General features: G+C 52.9%; 21 protein-coding genes and 1 pseudogene. 10 read left to right on the forward strand and 12 right to left on the reverse strand.

Annotation, left to right across the window (positions count from 1 at the left end):
- Positions 1–633: 633 nt before the first annotated feature.
- Positions 634–2004, reverse strand: coding sequence for a tRNA uridine-5-carboxymethylaminomethyl(34) synthesis GTPase MnmE (gene mnmE, locus NXF97_RS06570; RefSeq protein WP_274955509.1), 1371 nt, complete (start codon positions 2002–2004; stop codon positions 634–636).
- A gap of 152 nt (positions 2005–2156) precedes the next feature.
- On the opposite strand from mnmE, the gene NXF97_RS06575 reads away from it, so the two are divergent.
- Complete coding sequence (locus NXF97_RS06575) at positions 2157–2423, forward strand: hypothetical protein (RefSeq protein WP_274955510.1); 267 nt, start codon at positions 2157–2159, stop codon at positions 2421–2423.
- 24 nt (positions 2424–2447) lie between these two features.
- On the opposite strand, the gene yidC is transcribed toward NXF97_RS06575, so the two are convergent.
- Genes yidC through rpmH form a run of 4 tightly spaced genes read right to left on the reverse strand, consistent with a single transcriptional unit; the run spans position 2448 to position 5107 of the window.
- Positions 2448–4181, reverse strand: coding sequence for a membrane protein insertase YidC (yidC, locus tag NXF97_RS06580; RefSeq protein WP_074008535.1), 1734 nt, complete (start codon positions 4179–4181; stop codon positions 2448–2450).
- Between the two features lie 44 nt (positions 4182–4225).
- Positions 4226–4477: a membrane protein insertion efficiency factor YidD gene (gene yidD, locus NXF97_RS06585; RefSeq protein ID WP_074008534.1), complete on the reverse strand. Its 252-nt coding sequence runs from the start codon at positions 4475–4477 to the stop codon at positions 4226–4228.
- A 4-nt stretch (positions 4478–4481) separates the two neighbouring features.
- Positions 4482–4922 carry a ribonuclease P protein component gene (locus NXF97_RS06590; protein WP_074008533.1) on the reverse strand — a complete coding sequence of 147 codons (441 nt, stop codon included), beginning with the start codon at positions 4920–4922 and terminating at the stop codon, positions 4482–4484.
- 44 nt (positions 4923–4966) lie between these two features.
- Positions 4967–5107 (reverse strand): 50S ribosomal protein L34, encoded by a 141-nt coding sequence (rpmH, locus tag NXF97_RS06595; protein ID WP_022372737.1) that lies wholly within the window; start codon positions 5105–5107, stop codon positions 4967–4969.
- A gap of 508 nt (positions 5108–5615) precedes the next feature.
- On the opposite strand from rpmH, the gene dnaA reads away from it, so the two are divergent.
- From dnaA to NXF97_RS06625, 6 genes and pseudogenes are all read left to right on the forward strand, one after another.
- On the forward strand, positions 5616–6968 hold the full coding sequence (gene dnaA / locus NXF97_RS06600) for a chromosomal replication initiator protein DnaA (protein ID WP_074008531.1): 1353 nt from the start codon (positions 5616–5618) through the stop codon (positions 6966–6968).
- Between the two features lie 124 nt (positions 6969–7092).
- The gene (dnaN, locus tag NXF97_RS06605; RefSeq protein WP_022372735.1) at positions 7093–8202 is read left to right on the forward strand and encodes a DNA polymerase III subunit beta; all 1110 of its coding nucleotides are present in this window, start codon (positions 7093–7095) and stop codon (positions 8200–8202) included.
- A gap of 187 nt (positions 8203–8389) precedes the next feature.
- Positions 8390–10942 carry a DNA gyrase subunit B gene (locus NXF97_RS06610; protein ID WP_274956729.1) on the forward strand — a complete coding sequence of 851 codons (2553 nt, stop codon included), beginning with the start codon at positions 8390–8392 and terminating at the stop codon, positions 10940–10942.
- Between the two features lie 32 nt (positions 10943–10974).
- A pseudogene (locus tag NXF97_RS06615) lies at positions 10975–11916 on the forward strand (5'-nucleotidase).
- A 699-nt stretch (positions 11917–12615) separates the two neighbouring features.
- Positions 12616–13332, forward strand: a complete 717-nt coding sequence (locus NXF97_RS06620; RefSeq protein ID WP_143182970.1) for a hypothetical protein — start codon at positions 12616–12618, stop codon at positions 13330–13332.
- 19 nt (positions 13333–13351) lie between these two features.
- Entirely contained in the window at positions 13352–14020 is a 669-nt protein-coding gene (locus NXF97_RS06625; protein WP_022372731.1) for a BON domain-containing protein, read from the forward strand.
- Positions 14021–14097: 77 nt separating this feature from the next.
- On the opposite strand, the gene menA is transcribed toward NXF97_RS06625, so the two are convergent.
- Genes menA through NXF97_RS06640 form a run of 3 tightly spaced genes read right to left on the reverse strand, consistent with a single transcriptional unit; the run spans position 14098 to position 16466 of the window.
- The gene (gene menA / locus NXF97_RS06630; RefSeq protein WP_274955511.1) at positions 14098–15024 is read right to left on the reverse strand and encodes a 1,4-dihydroxy-2-naphthoate octaprenyltransferase; all 927 of its coding nucleotides are present in this window, start codon (positions 15022–15024) and stop codon (positions 14098–14100) included.
- Positions 15025–15030: 6 nt separating this feature from the next.
- Positions 15031–15336 (reverse strand): YbeD family protein, encoded by a 306-nt coding sequence (locus tag NXF97_RS06635; protein WP_022372729.1) that lies wholly within the window; start codon positions 15334–15336, stop codon positions 15031–15033.
- The gene (locus NXF97_RS06640) at positions 15333–16466 is read right to left on the reverse strand and encodes a D-alanyl-D-alanine carboxypeptidase family protein (RefSeq protein ID WP_274955512.1); all 1134 of its coding nucleotides are present in this window, start codon (positions 16464–16466) and stop codon (positions 15333–15335) included. The genes NXF97_RS06635 and NXF97_RS06640 overlap by 4 nt, the downstream gene beginning before the upstream one ends.
- A 249-nt stretch (positions 16467–16715) precedes the next feature.
- Here NXF97_RS06640 and NXF97_RS06645 point away from each other — a divergent pair, with 249 nt between their 5' ends.
- Positions 16716–17486 carry a type III pantothenate kinase gene (locus NXF97_RS06645; protein WP_074008526.1) on the forward strand — a complete coding sequence of 257 codons (771 nt, stop codon included), beginning with the start codon at positions 16716–16718 and terminating at the stop codon, positions 17484–17486.
- On the forward strand, positions 17483–18127 hold the full coding sequence (locus NXF97_RS06650) for a hypothetical protein (RefSeq protein WP_022372726.1): 645 nt from the start codon (positions 17483–17485) through the stop codon (positions 18125–18127). The genes NXF97_RS06645 and NXF97_RS06650 overlap by 4 nt, the downstream gene beginning before the upstream one ends.
- On the opposite strand, the gene NXF97_RS06655 is transcribed toward NXF97_RS06650, so the two are convergent.
- Positions 18121–18555 (reverse strand): HIT family protein, encoded by a 435-nt coding sequence (locus NXF97_RS06655; RefSeq protein WP_274955513.1) that lies wholly within the window; start codon positions 18553–18555, stop codon positions 18121–18123. The genes NXF97_RS06650 and NXF97_RS06655 overlap by 7 nt on opposite strands.
- Before the next feature lie 12 nt (positions 18556–18567).
- Complete coding sequence (locus NXF97_RS06660) at positions 18568–22476, reverse strand: DUF3683 domain-containing protein (RefSeq protein WP_423767297.1); 3909 nt, start codon at positions 22474–22476, stop codon at positions 18568–18570.
- Between the two features lie 220 nt (positions 22477–22696).
- Here NXF97_RS06660 and ilvA point away from each other — a divergent pair, with 220 nt between their 5' ends.
- Positions 22697–24247 carry a threonine ammonia-lyase, biosynthetic gene (gene ilvA, locus NXF97_RS06665; protein WP_022372723.1) on the forward strand — a complete coding sequence of 517 codons (1551 nt, stop codon included), beginning with the start codon at positions 22697–22699 and terminating at the stop codon, positions 24245–24247.
- Between the two features lie 47 nt (positions 24248–24294).
- Here ilvA and NXF97_RS06670 read toward each other — a convergent pair whose 3' ends face one another.
- Together NXF97_RS06670 and NXF97_RS06675 are read right to left on the reverse strand one after the other, a co-directional pair.
- Positions 24295–24555, reverse strand: coding sequence for a hypothetical protein (locus NXF97_RS06670; protein WP_074008524.1), 261 nt, complete (start codon positions 24553–24555; stop codon positions 24295–24297).
- Positions 24556–24567: 12 nt separating this feature from the next.
- Complete coding sequence (locus tag NXF97_RS06675; RefSeq protein ID WP_274955515.1) at positions 24568–25980, reverse strand: M20/M25/M40 family metallo-hydrolase; 1413 nt, start codon at positions 25978–25980, stop codon at positions 24568–24570.
- Positions 25981–25986: the final 6 nt, after the last annotated feature.

The raw sequence follows: 25986 nt of genomic DNA on the forward strand, positions 1-25986 counted from the left end.
TCAATTCCTTGTAAAACACCCGTAAGACAGCTCAGAAACACTGACAACAGCAGTATTTCAACTCCCTTTACGCCCTACACAATACTCTTACCAAATCTAAGAACCCGACTTACGAACAACAAAAACAAGCCACACAGAAGTTCATCAGGTCGATTCAACGTCTTTACAGTAATGAACGTTATCCATTTCCAGACCACGTGAAACAAGATAAAAAATGTTTCACGTGGAACATAAAGAAACTCGTGCCAGATCCCGGCCTCTGTTGACGGCAGATACTCAGTCTTCTGCCACTCAGTTTTTTGATAAAGCGACAGATTCAGCTGCATGAATGTTTCACGTGAAACATTTCAATCCCACTTACACCTTGCTCAATAACCATTAGATCCGAAAACACAACCACCGGACATCAAAACCGTCCACATAGAAGTCATCGGATCACTTCAGCATCTAATAGTGGATTAACGTTATCCATTCGCAAGGCGTGTACAACAAAAATGTTTCACGTGGACCGTTAAGGAACTTATGACTGATTCCGATATCTGTTGACGGCAAATTCTCAGTCTTCTGCTACTCAGATTTTTTTGATAAAGGAACAGATTCAGCTGCACGAATGTTTCACGTGAAACATTCGCCTTATTTTCCAATGCAGAATTTAGAGAAAATGATTCCAAGGAGATCATCCGGCAAAATCTGCCCGGTTATCGTACCTAACTCATTAAGCGCCAGGCGAAGTTCTTCAGCAACGAGTTCCAGCGTCATAGACTGCAAAGATTCCTGCACTTGAATCAAATGCGACTTCGCTTTTGCAATCGCTGTCAAGTGACGGGTTCTCGCTGAGAAATTTCCTTCAAAATCAATGCCATTTCCGGAAATCTTCTTTAATTTCTCCAGTAATGCATCAATACCCTCTCCGGTCTTGGCTGAAATACAGACGGCTCCGTCCGGAATCTTGCCCTGATCAACCCCAAGGTCAATCTTATTCATGACCAACACTTCTGTAACACCTTCGCGCAGTCTGTTTCGGATCCAGGTTTGAGCCGTATCACTGACCGCCGTTTTGTCTGTACCGTCAACCAAAGTCAAAACAACATCCGCCGTCTCTACCGCCTGCAGAGTTCTTTCAACACCAATTTTTTCCACCGGATCATCCGTCTCTCTGACGCCGGCCGTATCTATCAGATGAATCAAAAGCCCATCCAGATCAATATCGTGCTCTATACGATCGCGGGTCGTTCCAGCAATATCAGTCACAATGGCAACTTCATTTTGTGCCAAAGCATTCATCAGCGAACTTTTCCCGACATTCGGAGCCCCGGCCATCACAACCGTCAAGCCGTCGCGCAATACCTTTCCATAAAGTGCACGTTTTTCAAGATATGTCAGTTCCTTCAGAATATCATCAACCTGTCTGGCAACTCTGCCGTCGTTAATAAAGTCAATGTCTTCTTCCGGAAAATCGAGTGTAGCTTCAACATAGGCACGAAGATTGGTGAGATGTTCGGCTATCTCATAAACCTTCTGCGAAAAAACGCCCTGAAGGGAACGGGCTGCGGCCCGCGCGGCAGACGCACTTCCGGCATCAATCAGGTCGGCCACGGCTTCGGCCTGCGTCAAATCCATCCGTCCGTTTAAAAACGCTCTTTTGGAAAACTCTCCGGGCTCGGCAAGTCGCAGTTCGACCGCTGCACCGACCTCCAGAACCCGGCTCTGAATCATCTGCAAGACCGCCGGTCCGCCGTGGGCCTGGATTTCCAAAACGTCTTCTCCTGTGTAGGAGTGAGGGCCCTGAAACTTCAGCACAACAACTTGGTCAATCAGATCTCCTGCTGCGCTTCGCACAGGCAGCAGAAAGGCCGTTCTCGGTTTAAGAACTTTTCCGGGAAAAAGCGCTTCACAAATGACGGAGAGAGCCTGAGTACTTCCTGAAACGCGAATAATGCCGATGCCTCCGCGTCCTGCGGCTGTAGCCCTTGCAACAATCGGATCGTAATCAGTGTTGGACATATCAGAGTCTTTTTGTGTCTATCGGCTTTACGTCAGACGATTTCGTCGTCTGAGGTAACATTCCCGGAACTTGAACAATAGTTGCCTTCATTATGCCGTTAAGAAAAAAATCTTCCATATCGTTGTCCGGCCTTTTCGGTGCCTGCATTGCAGTGGCAACATCAGTCCCGATCACTGCTTACCTCGGCGCCAGTTTCGGCGACACCTACAACATGCGTGTTGCAATCTACGGCGGCCTCCTGCTGTGGGTGGTAACCGGAGCTGTCGCCGTGTTTTTAATGACCTGCCGCGCTGAATCCAAATTTTCAGCCGGTCACATTCTTTTATGGTTTATCAGCACCTGGCTATGGCCGATTCCCTTGCTGATGTGGAAACTCAGAGCGAAAAAAAGTGCGGAAGAAACATCCTCCCGCACTTAGATTCAATCTGATTGTGAGCTTGTTTTACTTCGCTTTAGCCGCAGCAATGCGGTTGGCTCTTTCCTGCACAATCTGACGGTTCACGTACCACTGCTGCCAAATGGACAGAATATTGTTCGTGAGCCAGTAGAGCACCAGGCCGGAAGCGAAGAAGAAGAACATCACACCGAAAACCAGCGGCATGATGACCATCATCTTGGCCTGCATCGGATCGGTCGGCGTCGGATTGAGCTTAATCTGCAGGAACATCGTGAGCATCATCACGGCAGGCAGAATAAACCAGGGATCCGGCATCGCAAGATCAGTCACCCAGAAAATCCATTCAGAGCCGCGCAGTTCCACGCTGGCAAGCAGCACCCAGTAAAGCGCCAGGAACACCGGAATCTGAAGCACAATCGGCAGACAGCCGCCCACAGGGTTGATCTTCTCTTTCTTATAGAGTTCCATCATTGCCTGCTGGTAGCGCTGCTTGTCGTTACCGTACTGCTCCTGCAAGGCCTTCATGCGGGGCGTCACTTCCTTCATGCGGGCCATTGACTTATAGCCGGCAGCGGAAATCGGGTAGAGGATAGCCTTCACCAGACAGGTCAGAAGCACAATCGCCCAGCCCCAGTTACCGACCAGACCGTAGAGGAAATTCAGCACTGAATAAATCGGCTTGGAAAGGAACGTGAGCCAGCCGTAGTCAACCACCAGATCCAGACCGTCGGCAATATAAGCAAGGCGTGCCTGATCCTGAGGTCCGACATAAAGCACTTCTTCCTTGACAACGCTCTGACCGGGATCAATCTTATTCATGCGGATGATCGAACCGACGGCATACAGATCATTGTCGAGCTTGGAGGTGTAGAGCTCACGCGGCGTCTTCACATTCTGTCCGCGGACATCAGCCCAGGCAGACACAAAGTAGTGCTGGATCATAGCTACCCAGCCGTTATCAGACTTGATGGGCTTTTGCTCTGCCGCATCATCAAAGTCAATCTTCTTGAACTTATCGTCTTCGGTATAAACGGCAGGCCCGGTGTAGGTGTAGTAGAAGGAGCTTTCACCCTCGGGCTTGGCGCTGTCACGCGTCAGCTGATAGTAAATGCTCGGCTGCACCGACGCGGTTCCGTTATTAACGATCGTATCGCGGACCGTAATGCCGTAGTGTCCGTCATAGAGGATGAAGCTCTTTTTAACAGTCACTCCGCCCTGGGAGCTTTCAAAGTTGGCCGTCGTCACCTTGACTTCCCGGCCAAGCTCCTTATCCATCGCGTTGGACGTTTCCGTTCCGATATATTTATAAGCCGATTTATGGTTGGGAAAGTCACCGCCGATCAGACCGCTCTGCGCCACATAAACGTGCTTCGGGGTCACATCAAAAAGCACGATGTTTTCGCGCTTGGGAGCCGTCTTGCCGAGAATCATGCCGGCAAGACCGACTTCAGTCCAGTCTGCTTCTTTGTATTCCTTCAGAAGTTCGGCACGCGTGACGACAGCGCCCTGTTCATCAATATTGAGCTTTAAAAGATCATTCTGAAGTTGCACTGCCTTGGTGGTCTGCACCATCCCCTTGGCAACAGCCTCAGAACCGGCTCCGGCAACAGGAACCGCAGGGGTTTGAGTGCCTTGCTTACCATCAGCCGTCTCGGTCTGTGCCGTCGGCGTTCCGAAAAAGGACGGTTTGCCGTTATAAACCTGCCAGTTATCCCACAACATAAACACTGAAGCGGCCAAAATAACCCACAGGATCGTACGTTGAAAATCGCTACCCATATCCGGTCTATCTTATAAAGTCTTGAATAAACAAAGCAGAAAGCTCAGTTGTCCCTATGCTTCCAGCACCGCCAGCTGAACGTCTCAGGCACAGGATCATACCCCTTGCCGCCCAAAGGATGACAACGGCACAGACGCGCTGCCGTCAGCCACAGTCCCCGGATTGCTCCGAAACGCTGAAATGCTTCAATGGCGTAATTGGAGCAGGTCGGTATGAACCGGCACTGCCAGCCGACCCAGCCGGAGAATACCAACTGGTAGAAACGGATGAGGGCAATACACACTTTTGCAGCCATCGCGTCACTTCCGGTACAGAGAAACTGATTTCGGCAGTCGTCTGACGACGGCCTGAAGGCAGAGTTCAGAGCTCTCGCGCACCAGACGCTTGGCATTATCCACGGTCATGGCCTCCGAGCCGACACGCCCCAGAGGTCTTCTCAGGCGCAGACCGATTTCCAGTCCGACACCGTGTTGAGCAGCCAAAGCTCGAAACTGCGGCAGCTTATTGCGGCAGCAGTCCCGCATGACACGTTTAACCAACGCCCGGTCCACAGACCTCGGCGCATTGTGCTTACCCACCGTAAAACCAAATCGGACGCGACCGACACAACTGTTCAGAATCACTGAAACAGATGCCAGTTCACGTCCGAGTCGAATGGTCGCAGGGCTGTCCGAGTGTAACAACTCCCCGAAATCCTCGGACCGGATGATCCGGACGGTACGGGGAAAACCCAATCGCATATGATCAGAACTCACGATTCAGCCCGGCATCAGCCGAGAGCCGATCAGAGGGCGAGCTTATGACGCCCCTTGGCGCGGCGACGAGCGAGAACGTGACGACCGCCCTTGGTGCGGGAGCGAACCAGGAAGCCGTGCGTACGGACACGCTTGATCTTGGAAGGCTGATAAGTACGTTTGGTAGCCATGATTAATCCTTACCTTATTTGAATATAAAGGTCACAAAACAACGGTTCCCCGTCAGCGATAAAGGACGGCAAAACCAAAGAAAAAATGGAGCAACAGACACTAAAAAACCGGTCTGTGAACAGCAACCGCAGAGCCCGGACGAAACGCATTTCGCCCACGCGCTTCTGCGGGAACCCGATATTACACCCTATTTTAGGTGTTCCTGTCAACTCAAAACCCTGAAAACCCTCGTAATTTTTTAGAAACCGGCACCGGAAAAAATTCCGAACGCCGCATCTTGTAGTCATCAAAAACCGCTAACACTATTCATTGTGGATAACTTAGAAATACGTTTATTTATCATAGATCTGCGTGCATTTGGTGAATCCCCTGCAAGCGTCTAAAATTTCAAACCTTTTTTCAAAGATCCGGGTGTTGTCTGCTTTTTGCGTCAGTACGGACTGCCGTTCCGGGCTGCTATGCAAAGATTTTGTCCTGCCCCCGAAAAAACAGAAGTGTGGTTGTTTTATGTCTGAATTTTGGAATCGTTGCCTAGAAGAACTTCGTCAAAGATACGCGCAGGAAGTCTTTCAAAACTGGTTTGCCGATCTTCAGGCAGATGAAACGGGGCTTGAGAGCGGCTCGCTCACGCTCATAGCTGATTCCGGCGCAAAGGCGCGCACACTGCAGACTTCGTACGGCGCTCAGATTCAGACGGTCATCAACCAGACGGCCGGTCGGGAAATCGACATTACCTGGGAAGTGAGCGAATCCGAAGTAAAGCCCGCTACGGCACCGTTTACCGCCGAGTCTGCACCGGCGGCAGTTCAGACGGCATTGCAGGATACGGGGTTATTGCCCAACCTCACGTTTGAAAACATTGTTGAGGGTAAGGCCAACCAGCTTGCTTATGCCGCAGCTCAGCAGGTGGCCAACAGCACCAATGCCATTTACAACCCGCTTTTTATCTACGGCGGCGTCGGTCTGGGTAAAACACACCTGATGCAGGCTATCGGCCATCAGTACATCAAAACGCATCCCGGTGCCCGCGTCCGCTGTATTTCGGCCCAACAGTACATCAATGAATTTACCGATGCCGTCCGCGGGCTCAACAACAATCATCCGGAGAAAATGCAGACCTTCGAGAACCGCTACCAAAATCTCGATCTTCTGCTTATCGATGATATTCAGAGCTTTGCAAGCCGCGAAGGTACTCAGACAAACTTCTTCCTTGCTTTTGAGCGTATGGTGCCGCACGGCAAACAGATTGTGCTCACAAGCGATACCTATCCCCGCAATCTGAAGGCTTTCCAGGAACGGCTGCTTTCACGTCTGACGCAGGGGCTGGTTGTCTCGGTTGAGCCGCCGGAACTGGACATGCGTATTCAGATTCTGCTGCAGAAAGCCGACAGATCCGGGCTTGAAATGCCGGAAGAAGTTGCCGTCATCATTGCCAAACGGCTTAAAAGCAACGTACGCGAACTCGAAGGTGCCGTTCAGCAGATTCTGGCCTACACGAATTTCCACAATCTTCCGGTATCCGTTGAAACCGCCAAAGTCGCCCTGCGTGACGTCTTTAATGTGAGTGCGGTTCCCGTGACGGTGGAAAATATTCAGCAGGTCGTCTCCGAGTACTACAACCTGAAGGTTTCGGACATGTATTCGAAATCCCGCAAGGGCCCTGTGGTGTATGCCCGACAGATTGCCATGTACTTGGCTAAGGAACTCACTCAAAAGAGTCTTCCGGAAATTGCTTCGTTTTTCGGTAAAAAAGATCACACTACCGTGATGTATGCCTGTAAAAAGGTCATGACAAGCCGCAATACGGACGAAGCTCTGAAACACGAACTCAACATTTTGGAACAACGCCTGAAGAACTAACCCGGTTCTTCCCGTGAAAAGTACGGAAAACAAGGGTTTTCGGACGTTTTTTCGATTAAAATCCACTGATAATATTGAAAATTCAAGTCATCACGACTTGTTGTTGAACAGAAGGAATTCTTAAATGCCGTTTATTCAGTGCACCCGCGAAGCACTTCTGAAACCGCTGCAGACTGTCGGCGGGATTGTGGAAGGGCGTCAGACCGTCGCCATCTTGTCCAACATCCTGATCGAAAAGCAAAACGAGACGGTTTACTTCACAACAACCGATCTTGAAATTCAGACCAAAACCAAGGCCGCCGTCGGCTGCGGAGAAGGCGATTTCAGCACCACGCTGCCGGCAGCCAAACTCACGGCACTGTTAAACGCCATTTCCGGTAACGGCACGGAAGTCAGCCTTGAAAATGACGGCCGTCATATCCTTTTGAAAGCCAATGCTTCCAAGTTCAGCCTCGTGCCACTGCCGGCTGACGGTTATCCTCAGCTGCCCGTCTCCGAAATGGACGTGCACATCACACTGCCCGCATCGGTTTTAAAGCATCTGATTCAGATGGTGCACTTTGCCATGGCTCAGCAGGACGTGCGCTTCTACCTGAACGGCATGCTTCTTGTGCTGGACGGGAAAATGGTGCGTGCGGTTGCCACCGACGGCCATCGCCTGGCGTGCTGCGACTCTGAAATGGACACGGAAGTCACGGAAAAAGTCGAAGCGATTCTGCCGCGCAAGACCATTCAGCAGCTCATGAAACTGCTGCCTGACAATGATGATCCCGTGACGATCGACATGGGGCCGCAGCAGGCCCGCTTCACGTTCGGCGAAATTGAGTTTCTGACAAAACTCATTGACGGCAAGTACCCCGATTACAGCCGCGTTATTCCCACCAACAATGACAAGCGCTTTCTTGTCAACCGCGAGGAACTGATCGGAGCCCTGCGCCGCGCCGCCATTTTGGCCAACGAAAAATTCAAGGGCCTGCGCTGGGTCATCACACCGGGCAAGCTCCATATCCAGAGCGCAAACAACGAGATGGAAGAGGCCTCGGAAGACATCAAGATCAATTATGAAGGCCCCGATCTCGATCTGGGCTTTAACGTGACGTACCTGCTTGACGTGCTCGGTAATCTGAAAAACAGCGACGTCTGCTTTGCGTTCTCCTCTTCTCAGGGGGCGACGCTTCTGACAATGCCCGAGAGCGAACAGTTCCGTTACGTACTGATGCCGATGCGCATCTGACGGCAGTGACGGTTAACTCCGTCAGAGAGTCCGGCAAGAACTGCGCCAATGCAGACCGTGTGAGTCAGCTGCATTGGCGTAGTGCGTATCTGAGTAACATTTTTTCTGAAGAACAAACCGGCGCAAGTGACATAACCGCCGCCGGAAAAAAGCTTTTTATCCGCCTAGTGAATATTTTGTGACTGATATGGAATCTCCTGAAAAAAACACAGCCGGCAATACGTCTTCCACTTATAACGAGACCAACATCAAAATCCTTGAAGGTCTGGAAGCCGTACGGAAACGCCCCGGCATGTATATCGGCGACGTCTCCGACGGCTCCGGTCTGCACCATCTCGTCTATGAGGTGGTGGACAATTCCATCGACGAAGCCATGGCCGGCTATGCCAAAAATATCTTCGTCACAATTCACATGGACAACTCCGTGAGCGTTGTTGATGACGGCCGCGGCATTCCCACCGCCATCAAATTTGACGACAAACACGAACCCAAGCGTTCGGCTGCTGAAATTGCACTGACCGAACTGCATGCCGGCGGCAAATTCGACGACAACGGCTACAAAATTTCAGGCGGTCTACACGGCGTCGGTGTTTCCTGCGTCAACGCGCTTTCCTCCTGGCTTGAACTCAAAGTTCACCGTGACGGCCGAACGCACTTTCTGCGCTTTGAAAAAGGCGTCGTTGTCGACAGACGCATTGAAACCGTCAAGTCGCCTCTGACCGGTGAAATGGTGGAAGTCAGCCCCATGAAGGATCTTGGCGAGACCACAAAACGCGGCACTGAAGTTCATTTTCTGCCGGAAAAGTCCATTTTCGAACCTGTCACTGATTTTGACTACGACACGCTGCTGCTGCGTTTAAGAGAGCTCTCCTACCTCAATTCCGGTGTGGATATTGAATTAAGCGACGAGCGCTCGGGAAAGCATGTCCGCCTTGAAAGCGATGGCGGCGTCCGCTCCTTTGTACTTTATAAAAACACGACGCGCCGGGCTATTCATAAAGATCCGATTTATATCCAAAAGACCATTGAACAGAAAACCGCCAAGGACAACACCAAGGAAATTCCGGTTTACGTTGAAGTGGCTCTGCAGTGGAATGACTCCTACAACGAGTCGCTTGCCGCCTACACCAACAACATTCCTCAGCGTGACGGCGGTACGCACGTCACCGGTCTGCGCCTGGCAATGACCCAGGTCTTTAAGAACTACATCGCCAACAATGATTTTCTGAAAAAAGGCGATAAGTTTGAAATTTCCGGTGAAGACATGCGCGAAGGTCTCACCTGTGTTTTGTCAGTCAAGGTCCCGCAGCCTTCTTTCAGCTCACAGACAAAAGACAAACTTGTCACGAGTGAAGTGCAGCCCGCGGTCTACGCAGCCGTCAGTGAAGGCCTTGAAACATTCCTGGAAGAAAATCCGGATCAGGCCAAGGAAATCTGCAACAAAATCGTGGGGGCTGCACGCGCCCGTGAGGCGGCCCGTAAAGCCCGTGAAGTCACACGTAAACAGATTTTCGGCGGCGGCCTTCCCGGCAAACTGGCCGATTGCTCCAGCAAAGACCCCGCCGCAAGCGAAGTCTTCATTGTGGAGGGTGACTCGGCAGGCGGCTCGGCCAAAACCGGCAGAAAGCGTGAATTCCAGGCAATTCTTCCGCTGCGCGGCAAGATTCTGAATGTGGAAAAAGCTTCTGTGGACAAACTGCTCGATTCCGAGCAGATCCGCACACTGGTTCTTGCGCTCGGCACGCAGCTCAAGGATGAGTTCAATCTCGAAAAACTGCGTTATCACCGCATTATTCTGATGACCGATGCCGACGTGGACGGTGCGCACATCCGTACGCTGCTTCTCACGTTCTTCTATCGTCAGATGCCGCAACTCATCGAGGGAGGCCACGTCTACATCGCCCAACCTCCGCTTTACGGTGTTCTGATCGGCGGCCGCGACAAAAAGACGAACAAAGAACGCAAGATTTACCTCAAAGATGACGCGGAAATGGCGCGTTATCTGCTCAATATCGCCTTAAAGGATGCCATCCTTTATAAGAGCGAAGCCGATTTTGAAAGCGGCATCGGGCTGCGCGGTACCGAACTGGAAAATCTCATCAAGGAATTTGAAGCCTCTAAGTCCGTGATCGAACGCCTGAGCCAGGTTATCGACCGGGCTGCGCTCTTGTCGATTTCTTCGGGCGTAAGCATCGATCTGAGTGACGAAGAGAAGGCCGCCGCAAGCGCCGCCGCTCTTCAAAGCGATATGCGGGATCCTGAGATCAAAGCCGAAGCCCTTTGGGATACCGATAAAGAACGCTGGCACATCCGCATCAGTCATCACATCTACGGCAACACGCACCACAGTTACCTGGAACCGGAATTTCTCCGTTCCCGCGACTACGCCGTCCTTACGGAGTGCTCAGAGGCTCTGAAGGGCGTCATCGGCGAAGGCGCCCGTGTCGTGCGCGGCGAGAAAACACAGCAGGTGAAAAACTTCGGAGACGCTGTGCGCTGGCTGCTTGATCAGGCCGAAGCCGGTGTGAGAAAACAGCGCTACAAGGGGTTGGGGGAAATGGATGCCAATGAGCTTTTTGAAACGACCATGAATCCTCAGACACGCCGCCTGCTGCGTGTGCGCCTTGAAGACGCGGGTAAAGCCGATGACATTTTCTCAATGCTGATGGGCGATGAAGTGGAACCGCGCCGTGACTTCATTGAAGAAAATGCGCTCTTTGCAAGCAACATCGACGTCTAGTCACACTGACCTTTAAGTTCCGGGAGGACACCTTGAAAACAACAGAAAACCAACTCGTTGTCGCGGTGTCATCCCGCGCACTGTTTGATCTGGAAAGCGAGCACCGGCTGTTTGAAGAAAAGGGAATCGCCGCCTACAGGGATTATCAGGAAAGTCATAAGGACGATCCACTTGCCCCGGGCGTCGCCTTTCCCTTCATCAAACGCCTGTTAAAGCTTAACGAACTGTTCGGCGAGGCCGAACCCTTCCGTGTGGTTGTTTTAAGCCGCAATTCGCCGGAAACCGGTGAGCGCTTTTTCAGCTCCTGCCGCCACTACAATCTTCCCGTCAAAGCCGGTGCCTTCACTTCCGGGCAATCTACGTTTCCCTACATCAAATCCTTTGACGTATCGCTTTTTCTGAGCGCCAACAGGGAAAACGTCATGTATGCGATCCAGCAGGGTTTGCCCGGCGGGTGGGTTATTCCGAGCGGAAAGAAGGCCGAAGAAGACGACGGAGACGACAACGAGCTTCGGATCGCCTTCGACTTTGACGGTGTCATCATTGATGATGAGGCCGAACGGGAATATCAGAAAGAGTGACTCGCCGGATTTCAGCACCTTGAAGTCACCAAGGCCAATACGCCCCATACGCCGGGGCCTTTAAACCGGCTTTTCACCAAGATTGCAGCGTTTCAGAAAATGGATGCGCAGCGGGGGAAGAATGATCCTTATTACAAGCCCGCCATCCGTGTCTCCATTGTGACTTCCCGCGGAGCGCCGAGCGAACAGCGGCTCATCACCACGTTAAAGACTCTGGGGATGAGTGCTGCAGAGCTCTTTCTTTTGGACGGGCTCCCGAAGAGCAACATTCTCGCTGCGCTCAAACCCCATATCTTCTTTGACGATCAGCTCACACACCTCGAGAAAACGGCAACAACAGTCCCCAGCGTCCTTGTGCCGTTCGGAATTACAAATTTCGGCAAGAAATCTTGATTTAAAACACATATTTGTTTTAAATAGTTAGTAGAAGATCGTGTTATTTGACAGCAAAATAACGATATCTCCCGTTAATTAATAAAAAACTCATCTTCGGATCCTGACAAGACGGAACTTCTGATTGCATCGCCTTATAGAAGTTCCGTCTTGTTTTTGACTGCACATCGTTCAGCCGGAAGACTGGTTGCTCCATTTTTTATGTGCGATCGGGTGTTTTTCTTATCTTATTGATTTTTATTTGTTTTCTATATTTTCCGTGAGTATCGGCCCTGAGATTTTTGTTGTTCTTGGGTTTTATTTGTTTTTAAATCTTTAAATTAACAGTAGTAAACAATAGGTGTGGAAAAAACTGTTGATAATTCAATAAACCACTTTAAATTCAATGTGTTAGCTTGTGGATAACCTGTTGGATAAGCTTTGAAATGCTTTGTGGGAACCCTGTGGAGAGCTGTGTGTAAAACTTTGTCCTGATTTTTGAGTTTTCCCTTTTCCCTTCGGCATTCTCTTTTATCCTCAGCTTTTTCCACAGACTTGTTCACACGGGGGTGCCGCTGAAGGCAGCTCCGGCTCTTGCAGTCTTTGGTTTTAGACAGTATTGTCCGTCTGTCGTTAGAGTATGAATAGAAGCAGTACATGCAGAACTCTGAACTAATGCCTTGGTTCGCGCCGGTTTTATCGCCGGAGATGATGCGTGTCATGCATAACCTGGGCAGACGCCTCACTCTGTGGCCCGGGGATGCCGCAGGGCGCACGTGGTTTAACCACGTTGTTTTTGTGGAAAGGGGATTTTTGGCTCAGGCGCTGCTGAATCCCGGAAGCCATTCTCCGTTTATGCTGACGCTTTCCGGCCCCGGCAGTTTTGCCGTAACCACGAATGCCTTCAGCCGGCTGGATAATCTGCCGAGAAAGTACTGGGCACTGACGCAGTCAGAGATTCTGACGGTCAATCCTTCGATTTTGCTGCGCCTGGCGGAAGTTGATGCCGGATGGAATCACGAGCTTACGTCGTACCATATGCGAAGAGCCGTCAGTGAACGGCTGGGGCTTATGGTGTGTCATGTGGCCAAGCCCGAGCGGCGGCTCGGCGTATTTCTGACGGCGGCTCTGGTGAGCGCTGTTAAAAGCGTGATTCCAAAGCTTGAGTCTTCGAACACATGGATCCGGCTTCCGGCACTGCCTTCAAGAAAGCTCATGGCTTCCGTGATTTCCTGTTCCTCCGCAACGATTGATCAGATCATCAGGGACTGGATCGCGAGAGATCTGTTTATGCATTCCTCCGGAGCCTTATGGATGCGCAGAACAGAGCTTCTGGACCACTGGGTATGGCTTAAACCGTTTCTGCAGATGCAGAAAGATATCGAGCAGTCGGTGGCTGTCCCTGATACGATGGTTATGCCTGACGTTGAAAGATAACAGTTATGGATAGAAAGATATGGCAATGAACAGAAAAGCTGTCTGCGCGGTGCTGATGTGCGCGACCGCAGGTACTTCTTTACTGATGTCGGGGTGTGCCCCGCTGATTTTCGGCGGCGCCGTGGCTGTCGGGAGCACCACTGTGTCAACAATGGCTGACCGGCGTTCCACCGGGGCCGTCTTAAATGATGAAGTGCTCGAAAAGCGTGTCGGCTGGGAGATCTCCCGTGCGCTCGGAGCGGCTGAGCAAAATCACATCACTGTGACGGCCTATAACGGTTGGGTGCTTCTCACCGGTGAGGTACCGACGGAAGAAGGCCGAAAGACCGCGGAAAACACGGCCCGAGTGAGCCTTGACGTAAAGCGCGTCATTAATGAACTTGCGGTGATGACGCCCTCCGGTCTCGGACAGCGTATGAGTGATTCAACACTGGCCGCCAAGGTCAGGGCCAACCTGATCGGTAACCAACGCGTCTCCATTAATCAGATGAAGGTAACGGTGGACCGCGGTATTGTTTATCTCACGGGGCTTTTAAGCAGTGAGGAAAATGAGGCAGCCTGCCGAACGGCGGCAGCAACGGGCGGCGTCGTGCGGGTTGTGTCGCATGTTGAGTTACTCAGTGCCCTGAGGCTTGAGCAGATCCGCAGAGAACAGGAAGAGCATCAGAAACGGATGAGTCAGGAATAACTCTGTACTGACTGCGGCCGGTGTAAAGCCCCGGCCGTATTGTTTGGGACGGGCCGCCTTTTACAGTGCGGCCTTTTTTAAAAACCGTTTGTGAGCAGAAACGTCACCAGGGCTCCTGTCATCAGGCACACGGCAAAGCGAAGTTCCAGTTTAATGGTGCCGAACATCACATCATTAAGTTCGAGTCCCTTTTTTAGGCCGAGATCCCGGGCAAGTTTCAGTGCGGAAAAAACGGTGACGGCGCCAAGCAGGCAGGGCCAGTAGGAGGGCTCAATAGCGATTAAAAGCGCAATCAGAGCGTAGGGTGCGAGAATGAGTACGCGGTAGGCGGTCAGCATTCCTTGATGACCTAAAAGCACCGCGAGTGTTTTTCTTCCGACCGAAGCATCATGCTCAAGATCTCTGAAATTGTTTACGGCTAAAACGGCCGCTGCCTGCAGTCCCAGAGCTGCAGAGGCAATCACGACTTCCGTGTTAAGCGACAGTGTCTGCAGATAAAAGGTGCCGCAGACAGCGGTAATCCCGAAAAAGATGAAGACAACCGCTTCTCCGAAGGGGGTGTAGGCAATCGGTCTGGGGCCGCCCATGTAACAGTAGGCGGCAATGACGGAAGCCAGACAGATCAGAATAAAAACCCAGCCGCCTTTATAAACGAGGAAGGCTGTGTCCAGAACAGCAACGAGGGCAAGCAGGCGGATGGCATTTTCCACGGCCTTAACCGTGAGCCAGCCGTTTGCGGTGGCGCGGGGCAGTCCCTTGCGTGTCGATCGCTCGGCATTTCGTTTCGTGTAGCCGGCATCGTTTTCCATATTGCTGATGACCTGCATCAGCACGGCAATTAAGAGCGTGGCAGCGGCTGTGGTGATATCAAGTGTCTTGGTCTCAGCCAAGGCAAACAGTAACCCTACCAATACCGGGGAGACGGCAATCAGCCAGGTTTTCGGGCGGGCGCAGGCTACCCAGGCAGCAAGACTGCCGGGCTTTACGGTTTTATCCGGAGTCATTTGGTATCAGAGAACAACCTTGACCATCGGGTGCGAGGTGAGCATACGGTAAATGGTGTCGAGCTGATCTTTGCTCTGAGCATTTACAACAACCGTCAGGGATGTGTATTTACGGGTTTTGGAATATTCGGTTTTGATGCCTGCCGGATCAAAGTCCGGTGCGATTTCCCGGACGGCACTGCCGATGACTTCGGCAAAATCCGGCGTGGTAAGTCCCATCACCTTAATGGGAAACTCCGTCGGAAATTTTAAAAGTGAGTCTTCACCGGAGGTTTCCGTTATTGTGACGCGGTCGGTTTTCTGTTCAGTCATTTTTTCTCCGTCGGTTCGGCATTGAGTTTGAGCCGCACCGAATCAATAAAGCGGCTCAGGGTACTGCCTTCGCCGATATCGTACATGGCTCTCAGCGGAAAAGACGACAGTTCTTTTCCTTCAAATTCCACATGAAGCCGGGCAATTTCATCGCCTTTACGCACAGGAGCAAGCACGGGCTTTTTGTATTCCACGCGGCCGGTAATACCGCCTGTGCCGCGTGCGGCGAGCTTGGTCCGGTCGATGGAAACCCAGATATCCTTGTCAGCGGCAACTTCGAGCCGGTTGCGGTTGCCGCCCAGTACTTCAAGCGCTGAAACCGGAGTGCCTGCCGTAAAAAGCCGGATCGTTTCGAAGTCGGCTCTTCCCTTGCGAAACAGCGTCAGCACCTGATTGATCGAGACATCGGTCCGGGCATTTCTGTCAGGGAGGTAAACGGCAATCAGTCTGCGTTCCGTATCAGCTGTGATTTTTTTATGAACCGAAGAGGCGATAAAAGCGGTTGATGTTTTGTTGCTCATCACGCCGTCAATATCGTCGCCGCGCCACAGCAGCAGATTCCTGTTGCGCTGATTGTTGCCGGCAAAGGAAAATGTTTTTTCTGAAAACAGGGCAAATATGTCCGGGTAACGGGTTCTGATTTCCTGTGTGAGCAGCGCCAGATCGTATGCACTTGATACTTGTCCGGGGGCAGTCACCGGGGAGGTAAACAGGGAGTTTTTCATGCCGGCTTCTGCGGCATAAAAATTCATTTTTTCCACAAATTCCCTTGTATTGAGTCCGTTCGTACCGGCAAGGATATGACAGGCCTCCTCGGCATTGGTGACGGCAACCGCCTTAATAAGACCGTTAAAGGAAACGGTTTGTCCTGCTCTGAGATAAAGCCTGCGGGCATTCTGCCGTGCCGCAATATTGCTTTCCGGTACAGTCACCGTCAGGGATAAACGGGCTTTTCCGTCAGTCAGCCGCAATGCTGTGTATAGCGTCATCAGCTGCACAAAATCGCCGGGATTGAGTTTTTTATGCTGTTCTTTCTCAATGAGCACCATGCCGCTGACGGAGTCAAAAAGCGTGAGTGACAACGCCAGGGCGGAATTACCGGTCGTCAGAAGACAAAAAACAACCGGCACGAAAGCGAGAGTTCCGAGAAAACGTGAGATCACGACAGTTGATGATGAAAGTTCACAAAAAACAAGGATTGCGGACCGCTTTTAGAGCGGAAAATCCTTTGAAAGCAGTGGATTTTACCGCTGACAATGACGCGTTATCCGTGTGCGTTTATTTTCAGCGGTAAGCCGCATACAATGCAGTTCGTGCAGACGAATCGGTCTTGTTTCGGGCCGTGGTCGGCGCCTTTGTTTGGACGGGAAACGCATATTGTGACGGTTTTACTGCTGGATCTGGGAAATACGGCTCTGAAGTGGACGACGCTTGATAAGCCGGAAGAGCCTCAGACGTATGTGCACGGAGGACACGGAACGCCTCCGGATGAACTGCTGCGTACCTGGTCAGCGCTCAAACCAACCCGTGTGGTCGGCTGCATGGTTTCAAGCGAAATGCTTGCGCTCTCACTTACGAAGTTTTTTAACGCTCACGGCATTCCCTGGGAGTGGCTTCATTCCGAACCGGTCTTTCGCGGAAATTTTGAGCTCACCAACGGTTATGAAAACTGCAGGCAGCTCGGCAGCGACCGCTGGTTTGCCGCCATCGGCGCGGCAAGCCTCTATCCGGGACAGCCTCTGCTGGTGGTGCATATGGGAACAGCCACAACTGTGGATTCCGTCGTCTCTGAAAACGGTCGGCTGGTGTTTTGCGGCGGCCGGATTCTGCCGGGGCCGGCCATGATGTATGAGTCACTCGTAAAGGGCACGCGCTGCCGTCCGAACGGAATCGGTGCAGTCGAGCCGTTTCCGAAGAATACGGACTCCGCAATTTCCACCGGCATTCTGGAAGCACACCTCGGGGTTATTGAGCACGCCAGGGCAGCAATGCAGGACAAAGGATCCGACGTCAAAATCGTTTTCGCCGGCGGCGCTGCACCGCTTCTGGCGCCGTACATCCGGGCCCGCTTTCCTCAGGCTGTCTTAAAACATAACCTGGTGCTGCGCGGTCTGGCACAGCAGGCCTCACAACAGGGACTGACCGCATGAAGGGGCTTCTTGCGGTATTAACGGTTGTGCTGGCTGGGGCAGCGGCGTTTTATCTGATGCAGGATGCGTCTCAGTACGGTGCGTTGCGTCTTGAGGGGCGGGCCTCGGTTGCTTTGCTGCGGGATGACGCACCCCTGCAAGCTACCGCGGGACCGACGGCACGGTCTGAGACCGCAAGCGAGACGCTTCGCTGCGTGCTTTTCGGTCCTTTTGCCCATAAGGATCTGCCCGGCGTGCAGGAGCGTCTGACACGAAGTGGGCTTTTACAGAAGGCGGTTGTGGCAGACCGTTTTCTGCCGGAACGCTTTATTGCGTACCTGGGGCCCTATGACAACACGACGGCCGTGAGAGCCTTTGTGAAGCAATTCCGTCAGCAGGGTATCCGTACGGTAAAACCGATTCTTGAAGGAGAACTTTCCTACGGTGTGGAGATAGCTTCCTTTTCTTCAAGAGAGGCCGCTGAAAAATATCTGGTGAGCGGGCGTGCGCCCGACATGAAGGGAATTAAGGTTACCAACCGCCTCGGAGAGCCGAGCGGACAGGTTGATCTTGTTTTTAATGCGGTCACTTCTGAGGAGGAGGACCGCATCAGAAATCTGACAAAGCTTTATCCCGCAGCAGAGCTCAAAAGCTGCTACTGAAAGGCGGCGTTGAGGGCCCGGGGCAGTGCCTTGAAAAACTGCTCTGCCAGAAGTTGCCTGTCTTTGGTGTCGGCGGCATTGTCGCTGCGGCGTGCGGCCGACCAAACAGAATCAGGAAACCAGGGATCATTTTTCCAGCGCGGAATAACGTGCCAGTGCAGGTGTGGCACCATGTTGCCCAAAGAGGCAAGATTCACCTTGTCAGGCCGCATCATGCGCAGCATCAGAGTCTCAACCGCGTTGACGGCGTTCATGACGTGAATCCGCTCTTTTTCGCTCAGCGCACTCATCTCCGCAATGTGCTTTTTCAGGACGACGCGCGTAAAGCCGGGAATACGGTTTTCACCGGGATTGATGACGCAGACAAGTTCGTCCTGCCAGAGAATCTGTCCGGCGGGCAAAGCGCATAAAGGACAATTTTCACTCATGGTTTGAGTTTCCTAAACGAGTACATGTTCGATGCCGTCTTTACTGACGTCATGCAGAAAATCCGGAAGCCAGTTTTTTCCGTACTGCAGCCGCGCCATTTCAACCACCAGAAACTCCGCTTCAGTCTGTGTGGCGTCGTTATAGCGGCTTAACCCCTGCAGACAGGCCGGGCAGGCGGTGAGAATTTTCACCTCTCCGGAGAAGCCGTCACTTTCAAGCCTCGATTTTCTGAGACGGATGTCCTCTTCCTTTCTGAAGCGTACCTGGTTGGCAATGTCAGGGCGGCTTACGGCAAATGTGCCGGATTCCCCGCAGCAGCGGTCTGTGAGTTCAACCTTCGTGCCGTCGCCGGCCGTGATGAGTTGGTTTACGGTCAGAAGCGGCGTACTCCCTGCAAAGGGGGTATGACAGGGATTGTGAAAGAGATACCGGGTATTTTCTTCACCGACAAGCGAGACACCTTTTTCCGCGAGATAGTCGTGAATGTCCAAAATGCGGCAGCCGGGGAAAATTTCCTCAAAGTGGTAGTCCCTCAGCTGCTTGAGGCAGGTGCCGCATGACGTAATCACCGTTTTGATGTCAAGGTAATTGAGCGTATTGGCGATGCGGTGAAAGAGAATACGGTTGTTGGTGACGATCTGACGCGCAAATTCAGCCTGACCGTTACCTTTCTGCGGATAACCGCAGCAAAGGAATTTGGGCGGAATCACCGTCTGGATACCGGAGGCATAAAGCATGGTGAGAACGGCGGCTCCCACCTCAGGGAAAAGCCGTTCGTTGCCGCAGCCCGGGAAGTAAAAGACGGCCTCGGCGTCGCGGCATTCTTTTTTACGGATGATGGGAACCGTGGTCGGATCCGTGAGCTTTAAGAGCGAACGCAGTGTTTTATGCATGCGGGGCTCGGGCAGCCTGCGGTTAACGAGCGTGATGATCTGTTCCCTGATTTTGGGTTTGCCGGTGGTGTTGGGCGGCCGCTTCATATGCGGCTGCGCCAGATGTTTCAGGGCATCTGAGGCCTTGCGCTCAGCCCTGAAGCCGATATCGATCATAGCCTTGCGGGCAATTTCCACCCCCCGGGGATTGGTGAGCGACAGAAAATCAAGCCCCGCCTTTTTAATCGGATTTTTTGAGGTGAAGTTCATCCGGGAGAGAAAGTTTCTCAGCAAAACGGTGACTTCACCGAAATTAATTTTGACCGGGCAGGGCTGCAGACACTTCATGCACAGCGTGCAGTGATCGGAAATGTCGGTAAAGGAACTCAAATGCTCGGGATTGAGGCCGCGGCGCGTCTGACTTTCGTACAGATACGCTTCCGTGAGCAGTCCCACGGCAATAATTTTGTTGCGCGGAGAGTAAAGCAGACTTGCCCGCGGCACGTGCGTGGAGCAGCGGGACTTGCACTTACCGCAGCGCAGACAGTTTTTGACGGCGTCGTTAATCTCCTTTAATTCCGACTGCTGCATGATGAGCGATTCAGAGGTGAGAAGATTAAAACTCGGCGTGTAGGCGTTTTCGAGCCCTTTTAAGAGTTTGCCGGGATTGAAGTGCCGCTCGGGATCAACGCGGTCAAGATAGTCGTAAAAAGGCGCAAGATCGGCCGGATCCAGAAATTCGATTTTCGTGAGACCGATACCGTGCTCACCGGAAACGGAGCCTCCGAGCCCCTTTACGGTTTTCATCACCAGATGCACGGCTTTTTCGCCGAGCTTCATCATCTGATAGTTGTCGGAATTGAGCGGAATGTTGGTGTGGACATTGCCGTCGCCGGCATGCATGTGCAGCGCGATGAATACGCGGCCTCTGAGGACCTTGTTGTGGATTTCATCGATCTGGGCTCTGACTTTTTCAAACGCATCACCGCCGAAAATACGGTCGAGTTCACTGCGGATCTCCCGCTTCCAGGAAATCCGCAGCACTCTGTCATAAACCGCATCAAAGAGTTTTTTCCCTGCGTAGGGTTTAAAGGCCTCGCTGTCAGCGGCAATGCCGAGCGTCAGAAGACGGCTGAGGACGTCTTTAAAGGCATCGTCCAGATGCGTAAGAACAAATGACCAGCGCTCCTTGGTTTCGTCGAGCTTTCGCAGGGCTTCGGGCACGGTTTTTGCCAGCAGCTCCTGCTTGGTGATGCCCGTGATCATGGAGGGGTTGCCGAGGGAAATGTAGCCCTGCAGATAGCTGCGGACAGCTTCGAGCATATCGAGCTTATTCTGAATGGAGCACTCGATGTTGAAGCGCTCGCACACCAGTGTGTATTCGCCGATCTTATCAAGCGGAATCACAACGTCTTCATTAAGTTTGAAGGCATTGGTATGCGCACTGATCGCTGCGGTACGGCTTCTTTCATGCCAGAACTTAAAGCGCTCGGTTTCCGTTTTGGCGATAAAGCCTTCACCGTTACGGCCGGTGCAGATCCGGATGACTTTTTCGGTGACTTCATCCAGCGCTTTTTCGTCATAGCCGACGATGTCACCCACCAAAACCATCTTCGGGTATTCGCCGCGCTGGCTTTTGACCGGGTAATTGACGGCATGCAGATAGCGGTCGTCAAGGTGTTCAAGCCCGGCAAGCATGCAGCCCTGCGGATGCGAATCCAGCAGTTTTGTGATTTCGACGATGGCGGGACCGGCAAGTCCTGCTGCACCGAAAAATTCAAGGCATACGGTACGGCCGCAGGGAGGCATTTTGTGCAGAATCCAGGTGGCTGACGTGATCAACCCGTCGGTGCCTTCCTTCTGTACGCCGGGCAACCCGCCTAGATACTTGTTGGAGACGTCTTTGCCGAGCCCTTTTTTGCGAAACGACGCACCGGGCATTCTGAGCGTTTCGGTGTGAAGTACGCGCGCTTTTTCCGGATCCTTTTCCTGACCGTCCTTAAGCGTCACTTCCCAGACAACTTCTTCCTGTTTGTGGATCTTGCCGAGGTTATGGTTGATGCGGGTGACCTCAAGCCAGTTGCCTTCGGGTGTCACCATACGGTACTGCGCGAGATTATCGACCGCGGTACCCCACAGGACGGCTTTTTTGCCGCCCGAATTTTCCGCGATGTTGCCACCAACCGAACAGGCGTCGGCACTGGCCGGATCGACGGAAAAAACGTAGTCATAAAGGGCTGCGGCTTCCGTGACGCGGCGCGTGACGGCGCCTGCTCCGGTACGGATCACCGGAACATCGTCGGCAACGCCGGGGAGTTGCTCGAGCGTTACTGCGCTGATTGCGTCCATTTTTTCCGTGTTGATCACGGCGCTCAGCTCACTCATCGGTACGGCGCCGCCCGTGTAGCCCGTGCCGCTGCCGCGGGGGATGATGACAAGACCGAGTTCAATACAGGCCCTGACCAGTGCCGGAATTTCTTTTTCCGAGTCCGGTGTCAGAACGACAAAAGGCAGTTCCACACGCCAGTCGGTGGCATCGGTGACGTGACTGGCTCTGGCAAAACCGTCAAACCGGATATTGTCTTCCGAGGTAAATTGCTTAAAAAGCCGCCGGGCTTTACCGCGCAGACGTTCGGTCTTAATGAAGTCTGCATCAAACTTTTCCACGGCTTTATGTGCGAGCGTAAGAAGTTCTGCCACCTTGGCATCGCGCTCAGGCACAGTCGGATCCCGGCGTTTTTCCATCTCATTGAGACGGTGTTTCATGGCGTCGACCAGGAGCACACGGCGGCGTCTGTTTTCAAGCAGATCATCCTGCAGGTAGGGATTGCGGTTGACAACCCAAATGTCGCCCAGTACCTCATAGAGCATTCGGGAAGACCGGCCGGTTCTGCGGAAGTTTCTGAGTTCGGTCAGAATTTCCCAGGCTTTCTCTCCGAGTAGCCGGATGACGATTTCTCTGTCGGAAAACGATGTGTAGTTGTACGGAATTTCGCGAATGCGTTCATTGGCGGCAGCCGTAACAGAAGTCAATCCGGTTTCCTGCATGTTTTTAGGGTCTCAGTTGGGGGGGGGCAAAGCCTGCCGGAAAAGAGCTCTTTAATTTTTGCCGGCAACAAGAACCATTGTACAAGTTGCGTCTGACCGGTGTCGGCGAGCTTTGAGACACCGAAGAAAGAATGTATCGGATTGAAAACAGCAGGAGGGTGGCCTAAAGTTGGAGTCCTTTTTTGATGCTGTGCCTATTTTGAACGGGAGACAAAATCAGATGGCAGCAACCGACATGTCAACCCAGGATTATCTGCGCCGTATTCTCACGGCCCGCGTCTATGACGTTGCCGAAGAAACGCCGCTTGAAGAAGCCAAGCGCCTTTCCAAACGAATCGGCAACAAGGTGCTTTTAAAACGCGAAGACACGCAGCCCGTGTTTTCCTTCAAGCTGCGCGGTGCCTTTAACAAAATGATTCATCTGACGGCTGAAGAGCGCGCCCGCGGCGTGATCTGTGCTTCAGCCGGTAACCATGCACAGGGCGTGGCACTGGCGGCAAGGCGCCTGGGGTGCCGTGCCGTGATTGTGATGCCCGTGACTGCGCCGAACCTGAAGGTTGAGGCGGTCCGGAATTTGGGCGGCGAAGTCGTTTTGGTCGGCGACAGCTTTTCTGACGCCGCCGCGCACGCCGTCAAGATGCAGCAGGAAGAAGGGCTTACCTTTGTTCATCCCTTTGATGATCCGTTTGTCATTGCCGGCCAGGGCACCATCGGTATGGAAATTCTGCGGCAGTATCAGCCCGCAGACGGCTCGCGTCCCGATGCGATTTTCGTGCAGATCGGCGGGGGCGGACTCGCTGCCGGTGTGGCAACCTACATCAAGGCGCTTTACCCCGACATCAAGGTTTTCGGTGTGGAAACCAAAGACAGTGACGCGATGAAGCAGGCCTTTGCGGCCGGTCACCCCGTCATGCTCTCTGACGTCGGTCTTTTCTCCGACGGTACGGCCGTCAAGCAGGTGGGGGACGAAACCTACAGGCTCTGCCGGCAAAATCTCGATGACATCATCCTCGTTGACAGCGATGAAATCTGTGCCGCCATCAAGGATGTCTTTGAAGACACGCGCGGCATTGTGGAGCCTTCGGGGGCGCTGTCGCTTGCCGGACTTAAAGCCTGGGTCCGCCGCAACAACATCAGCAACAAAACGCTGGTGGCGGTTACCTCGGGCGCCAATATGAACTTTGACCGTCTGCGCTTTGTGTCCGAGCGTGCTGAATACGGTGAAGAGCGTGAAGCGCTTTTTTCCGTGACGATTCCGGAAGAACGCGGTTCTTTCCGGCGTTTTTGCGAATCGATCGGCAACCGCAGCGTCACGGAATTCAATTACCGTATCAGCGATCCGAAAAAGGCCTACATTTTTGTGGGGATTCAGACAGCTAATTCCCGAGATGCCGACAAACTGGTGGAGGCGTTTGAAAAGTCTCATCTGCCCACTGTCAATCTCACGCACGATGAACTTGCCAAGCTGCATCTGCGGCACATGATCGGCGGACACAGCAAGCTTGCGACCAATGAAAGGCTCTACCGGTTTGAGTTTCCGGAACGCCCCGGGGCGCTCATGAAGTTTCTGACGTCGATGGCGCCGCAGTGGAATATTTCGCTTTTCCACTACCGCAACAACGGTGCTGACTTCGGCCGCGTGCTTGTCGGGGTACAGGTGCCGCAGTCTGATAACGAGGCATTTGAGGCGTTTTTAAAGACGCTTGGTTACCGTTTTTGGGATGAAACTCAAAATCCGGCCTATAAGCTCTTTTTGGGGGAGTTCCTGTAAAAAGCACCGGCAGTCTTAAAAGGTACCGGTGCTTTTCCTGGTGAGCTTCAGTTTGAGGGATTGCGGATTAACCGCCGCAGTCCCTTTTCTATGGGGCGGTCAACGAGGTGAAATGTGCCTGAGCCGTCGTCCACAACGTCGTAGTCCCATTTTTTATTGCCGCGCATATCCTCAAGCCACACCGAAAGCGGCAGATCCAGTTCATCGATGTTGGCGTTGATGAAACTTTCCGCTTCGTAGGCCGTGGCGAAGTTTTCCCAAAAGTCGCCGTAGTCGACGATTACCTGAACGACAAGATCGCGCCGCATGGCGGGCTCCTTTTAACGGCTGCCTGCCGCAACGGCAAAGCGTGCGACGGCGCAGGTGAGTTTTTCCGCATAGTTAAGGTCAAGCATTTCGTCGGGGCCATGGGCATTGGAGTGCGGTCCGAGTACACCGGTGACCACAAACTGTGCCTGCGGAAAGGTCTGGGCAAAGAGATTGAGAATCGGAATTGAGCCGCCCTCGGGGATGTAGGCCGAGGTTTTCCCGAAGACTTCCCGTCCGATGCGTTCCACCGCACGGGTAAGCCAGGGCGCTTCCTGCGGAGCATCCCATCCTTTGGCAATGCTTGCGTCTTCAAGTGAGGCCTGGGCATTGAAAGGAACGTCTGAGGTCAGTTTGGCCCGCATTGCGTCAAGGGCAGCCTGCGGTTCCGTGTAGGGCGGAATGCGGATGGAGAGCCGCAGCGCTGTTTCAGAGCGCAGGACGTTACCTGCATGCTGTAGCTCGGGAAGCCCTTCAGCACCGATCACGGCAAGTTGCGGCTTCCAGGTCTGCTCAAGAATGTTTTCAGCAGCCGAGTCATAACGCATGGCGGTCTGTCCGGCCCAGGGGAAGTGACTGCAGAGATCACCGCCGATCAGATCGGCCACAGCCCTGATCTGCTCCTTTCGGTTTTCCGGAATCCGGCAGTGAAATTCCGGAAGAAGAATTTCTCCGGTACGGCTGTTTTCCAGGCGGTCCAGCAGTTCGCGGATGATCATGAAGCTTTCCGGAACGATTCCTGAGGCTGAGCCCGAGTGCACGCCGTGATTGAGAACTTTCACACGCAAAGTGACGCCGACAGTACCCCGGAAGCTTGATGTGATCCAGAGTCTTTCATAGTCGCCGGCGGTGCTGTCAAGCACCAGAATCAGTGCCGTGTTTTTCATGCGCGGCGCCGTCATCCTGAGCCAGTAACTGAGATCCGGAGAGCCGGATTCTTCACCGGTTTCAATCAGGCCGCAGATTCTCGGGTGAGAAACGGCGTTGACTTCAAGTGCCTTAACGGCGGTAAGAGCACTGTAGACACAGTAGCCGTCATCAGCGCAGCCCCGGCCGTAAAGTTTGCCGTCTTCCACCACCGGCTTAAACGGAGCCCTGTTTCCGGTCCATCCGGAATTTTCCGGCTGTTTATCGAGGTGCCCGTAGCAGAGCACGGAAGCTTCGGACGCATCAGTACCAAAAGCGGGAATGTCAAAGAAAAGGCAGGGTGTGATGCCGGGGGCCGTCAAAACATCAAACGTTGCCTGCGGGAAAAGCATCTGTCCCCAGCGGGCCGCTTTGCGGCAGGCATCAAGCAGCACGCCGTGCGCTTCCCAGTCGGCATCAAATGCCGGTGATTTGGCCGGAAGTCTCACGAAATCTTCCAATGCGGGCAATGTGCTTTCTTTCCAAAGCTGTGCGACGGTCTGATCTACTTTTTTAAACATGATGAT

The organism is Duodenibacillus massiliensis (assembly GCF_928721995.1).
Classification (GTDB): domain Bacteria; phylum Pseudomonadota; class Gammaproteobacteria; order Burkholderiales; family Burkholderiaceae_F; genus Duodenibacillus; species Duodenibacillus massiliensis.

Coding starts and splice junctions, on each gene's coding strand:
- mnmE (WP_274955509.1), bottom strand. CDS start 2,004: ATGTCCAACACTGATTACGATCCGATTGTTGCAAGGGCTACAGCCGCA.
- yidC (WP_074008535.1), bottom strand. CDS start 4,181: ATGGGTAGCGATTTTCAACGTACGATCCTGTGGGTTATTTTGGCCGCT.
- yidD (WP_074008534.1), bottom strand. CDS start 4,477: ATGGCTGCAAAAGTGTGTATTGCCCTCATCCGTTTCTACCAGTTGGTA.
- NXF97_RS06590 (WP_074008533.1), bottom strand. CDS start 4,922: ATGCGATTGGGTTTTCCCCGTACCGTCCGGATCATCCGGTCCGAGGAT.
- rpmH (WP_022372737.1), bottom strand. CDS start 5,107: ATGGCTACCAAACGTACTTATCAGCCTTCCAAGATCAAGCGTGTCCGT.
- dnaA (WP_074008531.1), top strand. CDS start 5,616: ATGTCTGAATTTTGGAATCGTTGCCTAGAAGAACTTCGTCAAAGATAC.
- dnaN (WP_022372735.1), top strand. CDS start 7,093: ATGCCGTTTATTCAGTGCACCCGCGAAGCACTTCTGAAACCGCTGCAG.
- NXF97_RS06610 (WP_274956729.1), top strand. CDS start 8,390: ATGGAATCTCCTGAAAAAAACACAGCCGGCAATACGTCTTCCACTTAT.
- NXF97_RS06620 (WP_143182970.1), top strand. CDS start 12,616: ATGCATAACCTGGGCAGACGCCTCACTCTGTGGCCCGGGGATGCCGCA.
- NXF97_RS06625 (WP_022372731.1), top strand. CDS start 13,352: ATGGCAATGAACAGAAAAGCTGTCTGCGCGGTGCTGATGTGCGCGACC.
- menA (WP_274955511.1), bottom strand. CDS start 15,024: ATGACTCCGGATAAAACCGTAAAGCCCGGCAGTCTTGCTGCCTGGGTA.
- NXF97_RS06635 (WP_022372729.1), bottom strand. CDS start 15,336: ATGACTGAACAGAAAACCGACCGCGTCACAATAACGGAAACCTCCGGT.
- NXF97_RS06650 (WP_022372726.1), top strand. CDS start 17,483: ATGAAGGGGCTTCTTGCGGTATTAACGGTTGTGCTGGCTGGGGCAGCG.
- NXF97_RS06655 (WP_274955513.1), bottom strand. CDS start 18,555: ATGAGTGAAAATTGTCCTTTATGCGCTTTGCCCGCCGGACAGATTCTC.
- NXF97_RS06660 (WP_423767297.1), bottom strand. CDS start 22,476: ATGCAGGAAACCGGATTGACTTCTGTTACGGCTGCCGCCAATGAACGC.
- ilvA (WP_022372723.1), top strand. CDS start 22,697: ATGGCAGCAACCGACATGTCAACCCAGGATTATCTGCGCCGTATTCTC.
- NXF97_RS06670 (WP_074008524.1), bottom strand. CDS start 24,555: ATGCGGCGCGATCTTGTCGTTCAGGTAATCGTCGACTACGGCGACTTT.
- NXF97_RS06675 (WP_274955515.1), bottom strand. CDS start 25,980: ATGTTTAAAAAAGTAGATCAGACCGTCGCACAGCTTTGGAAAGAAAGC.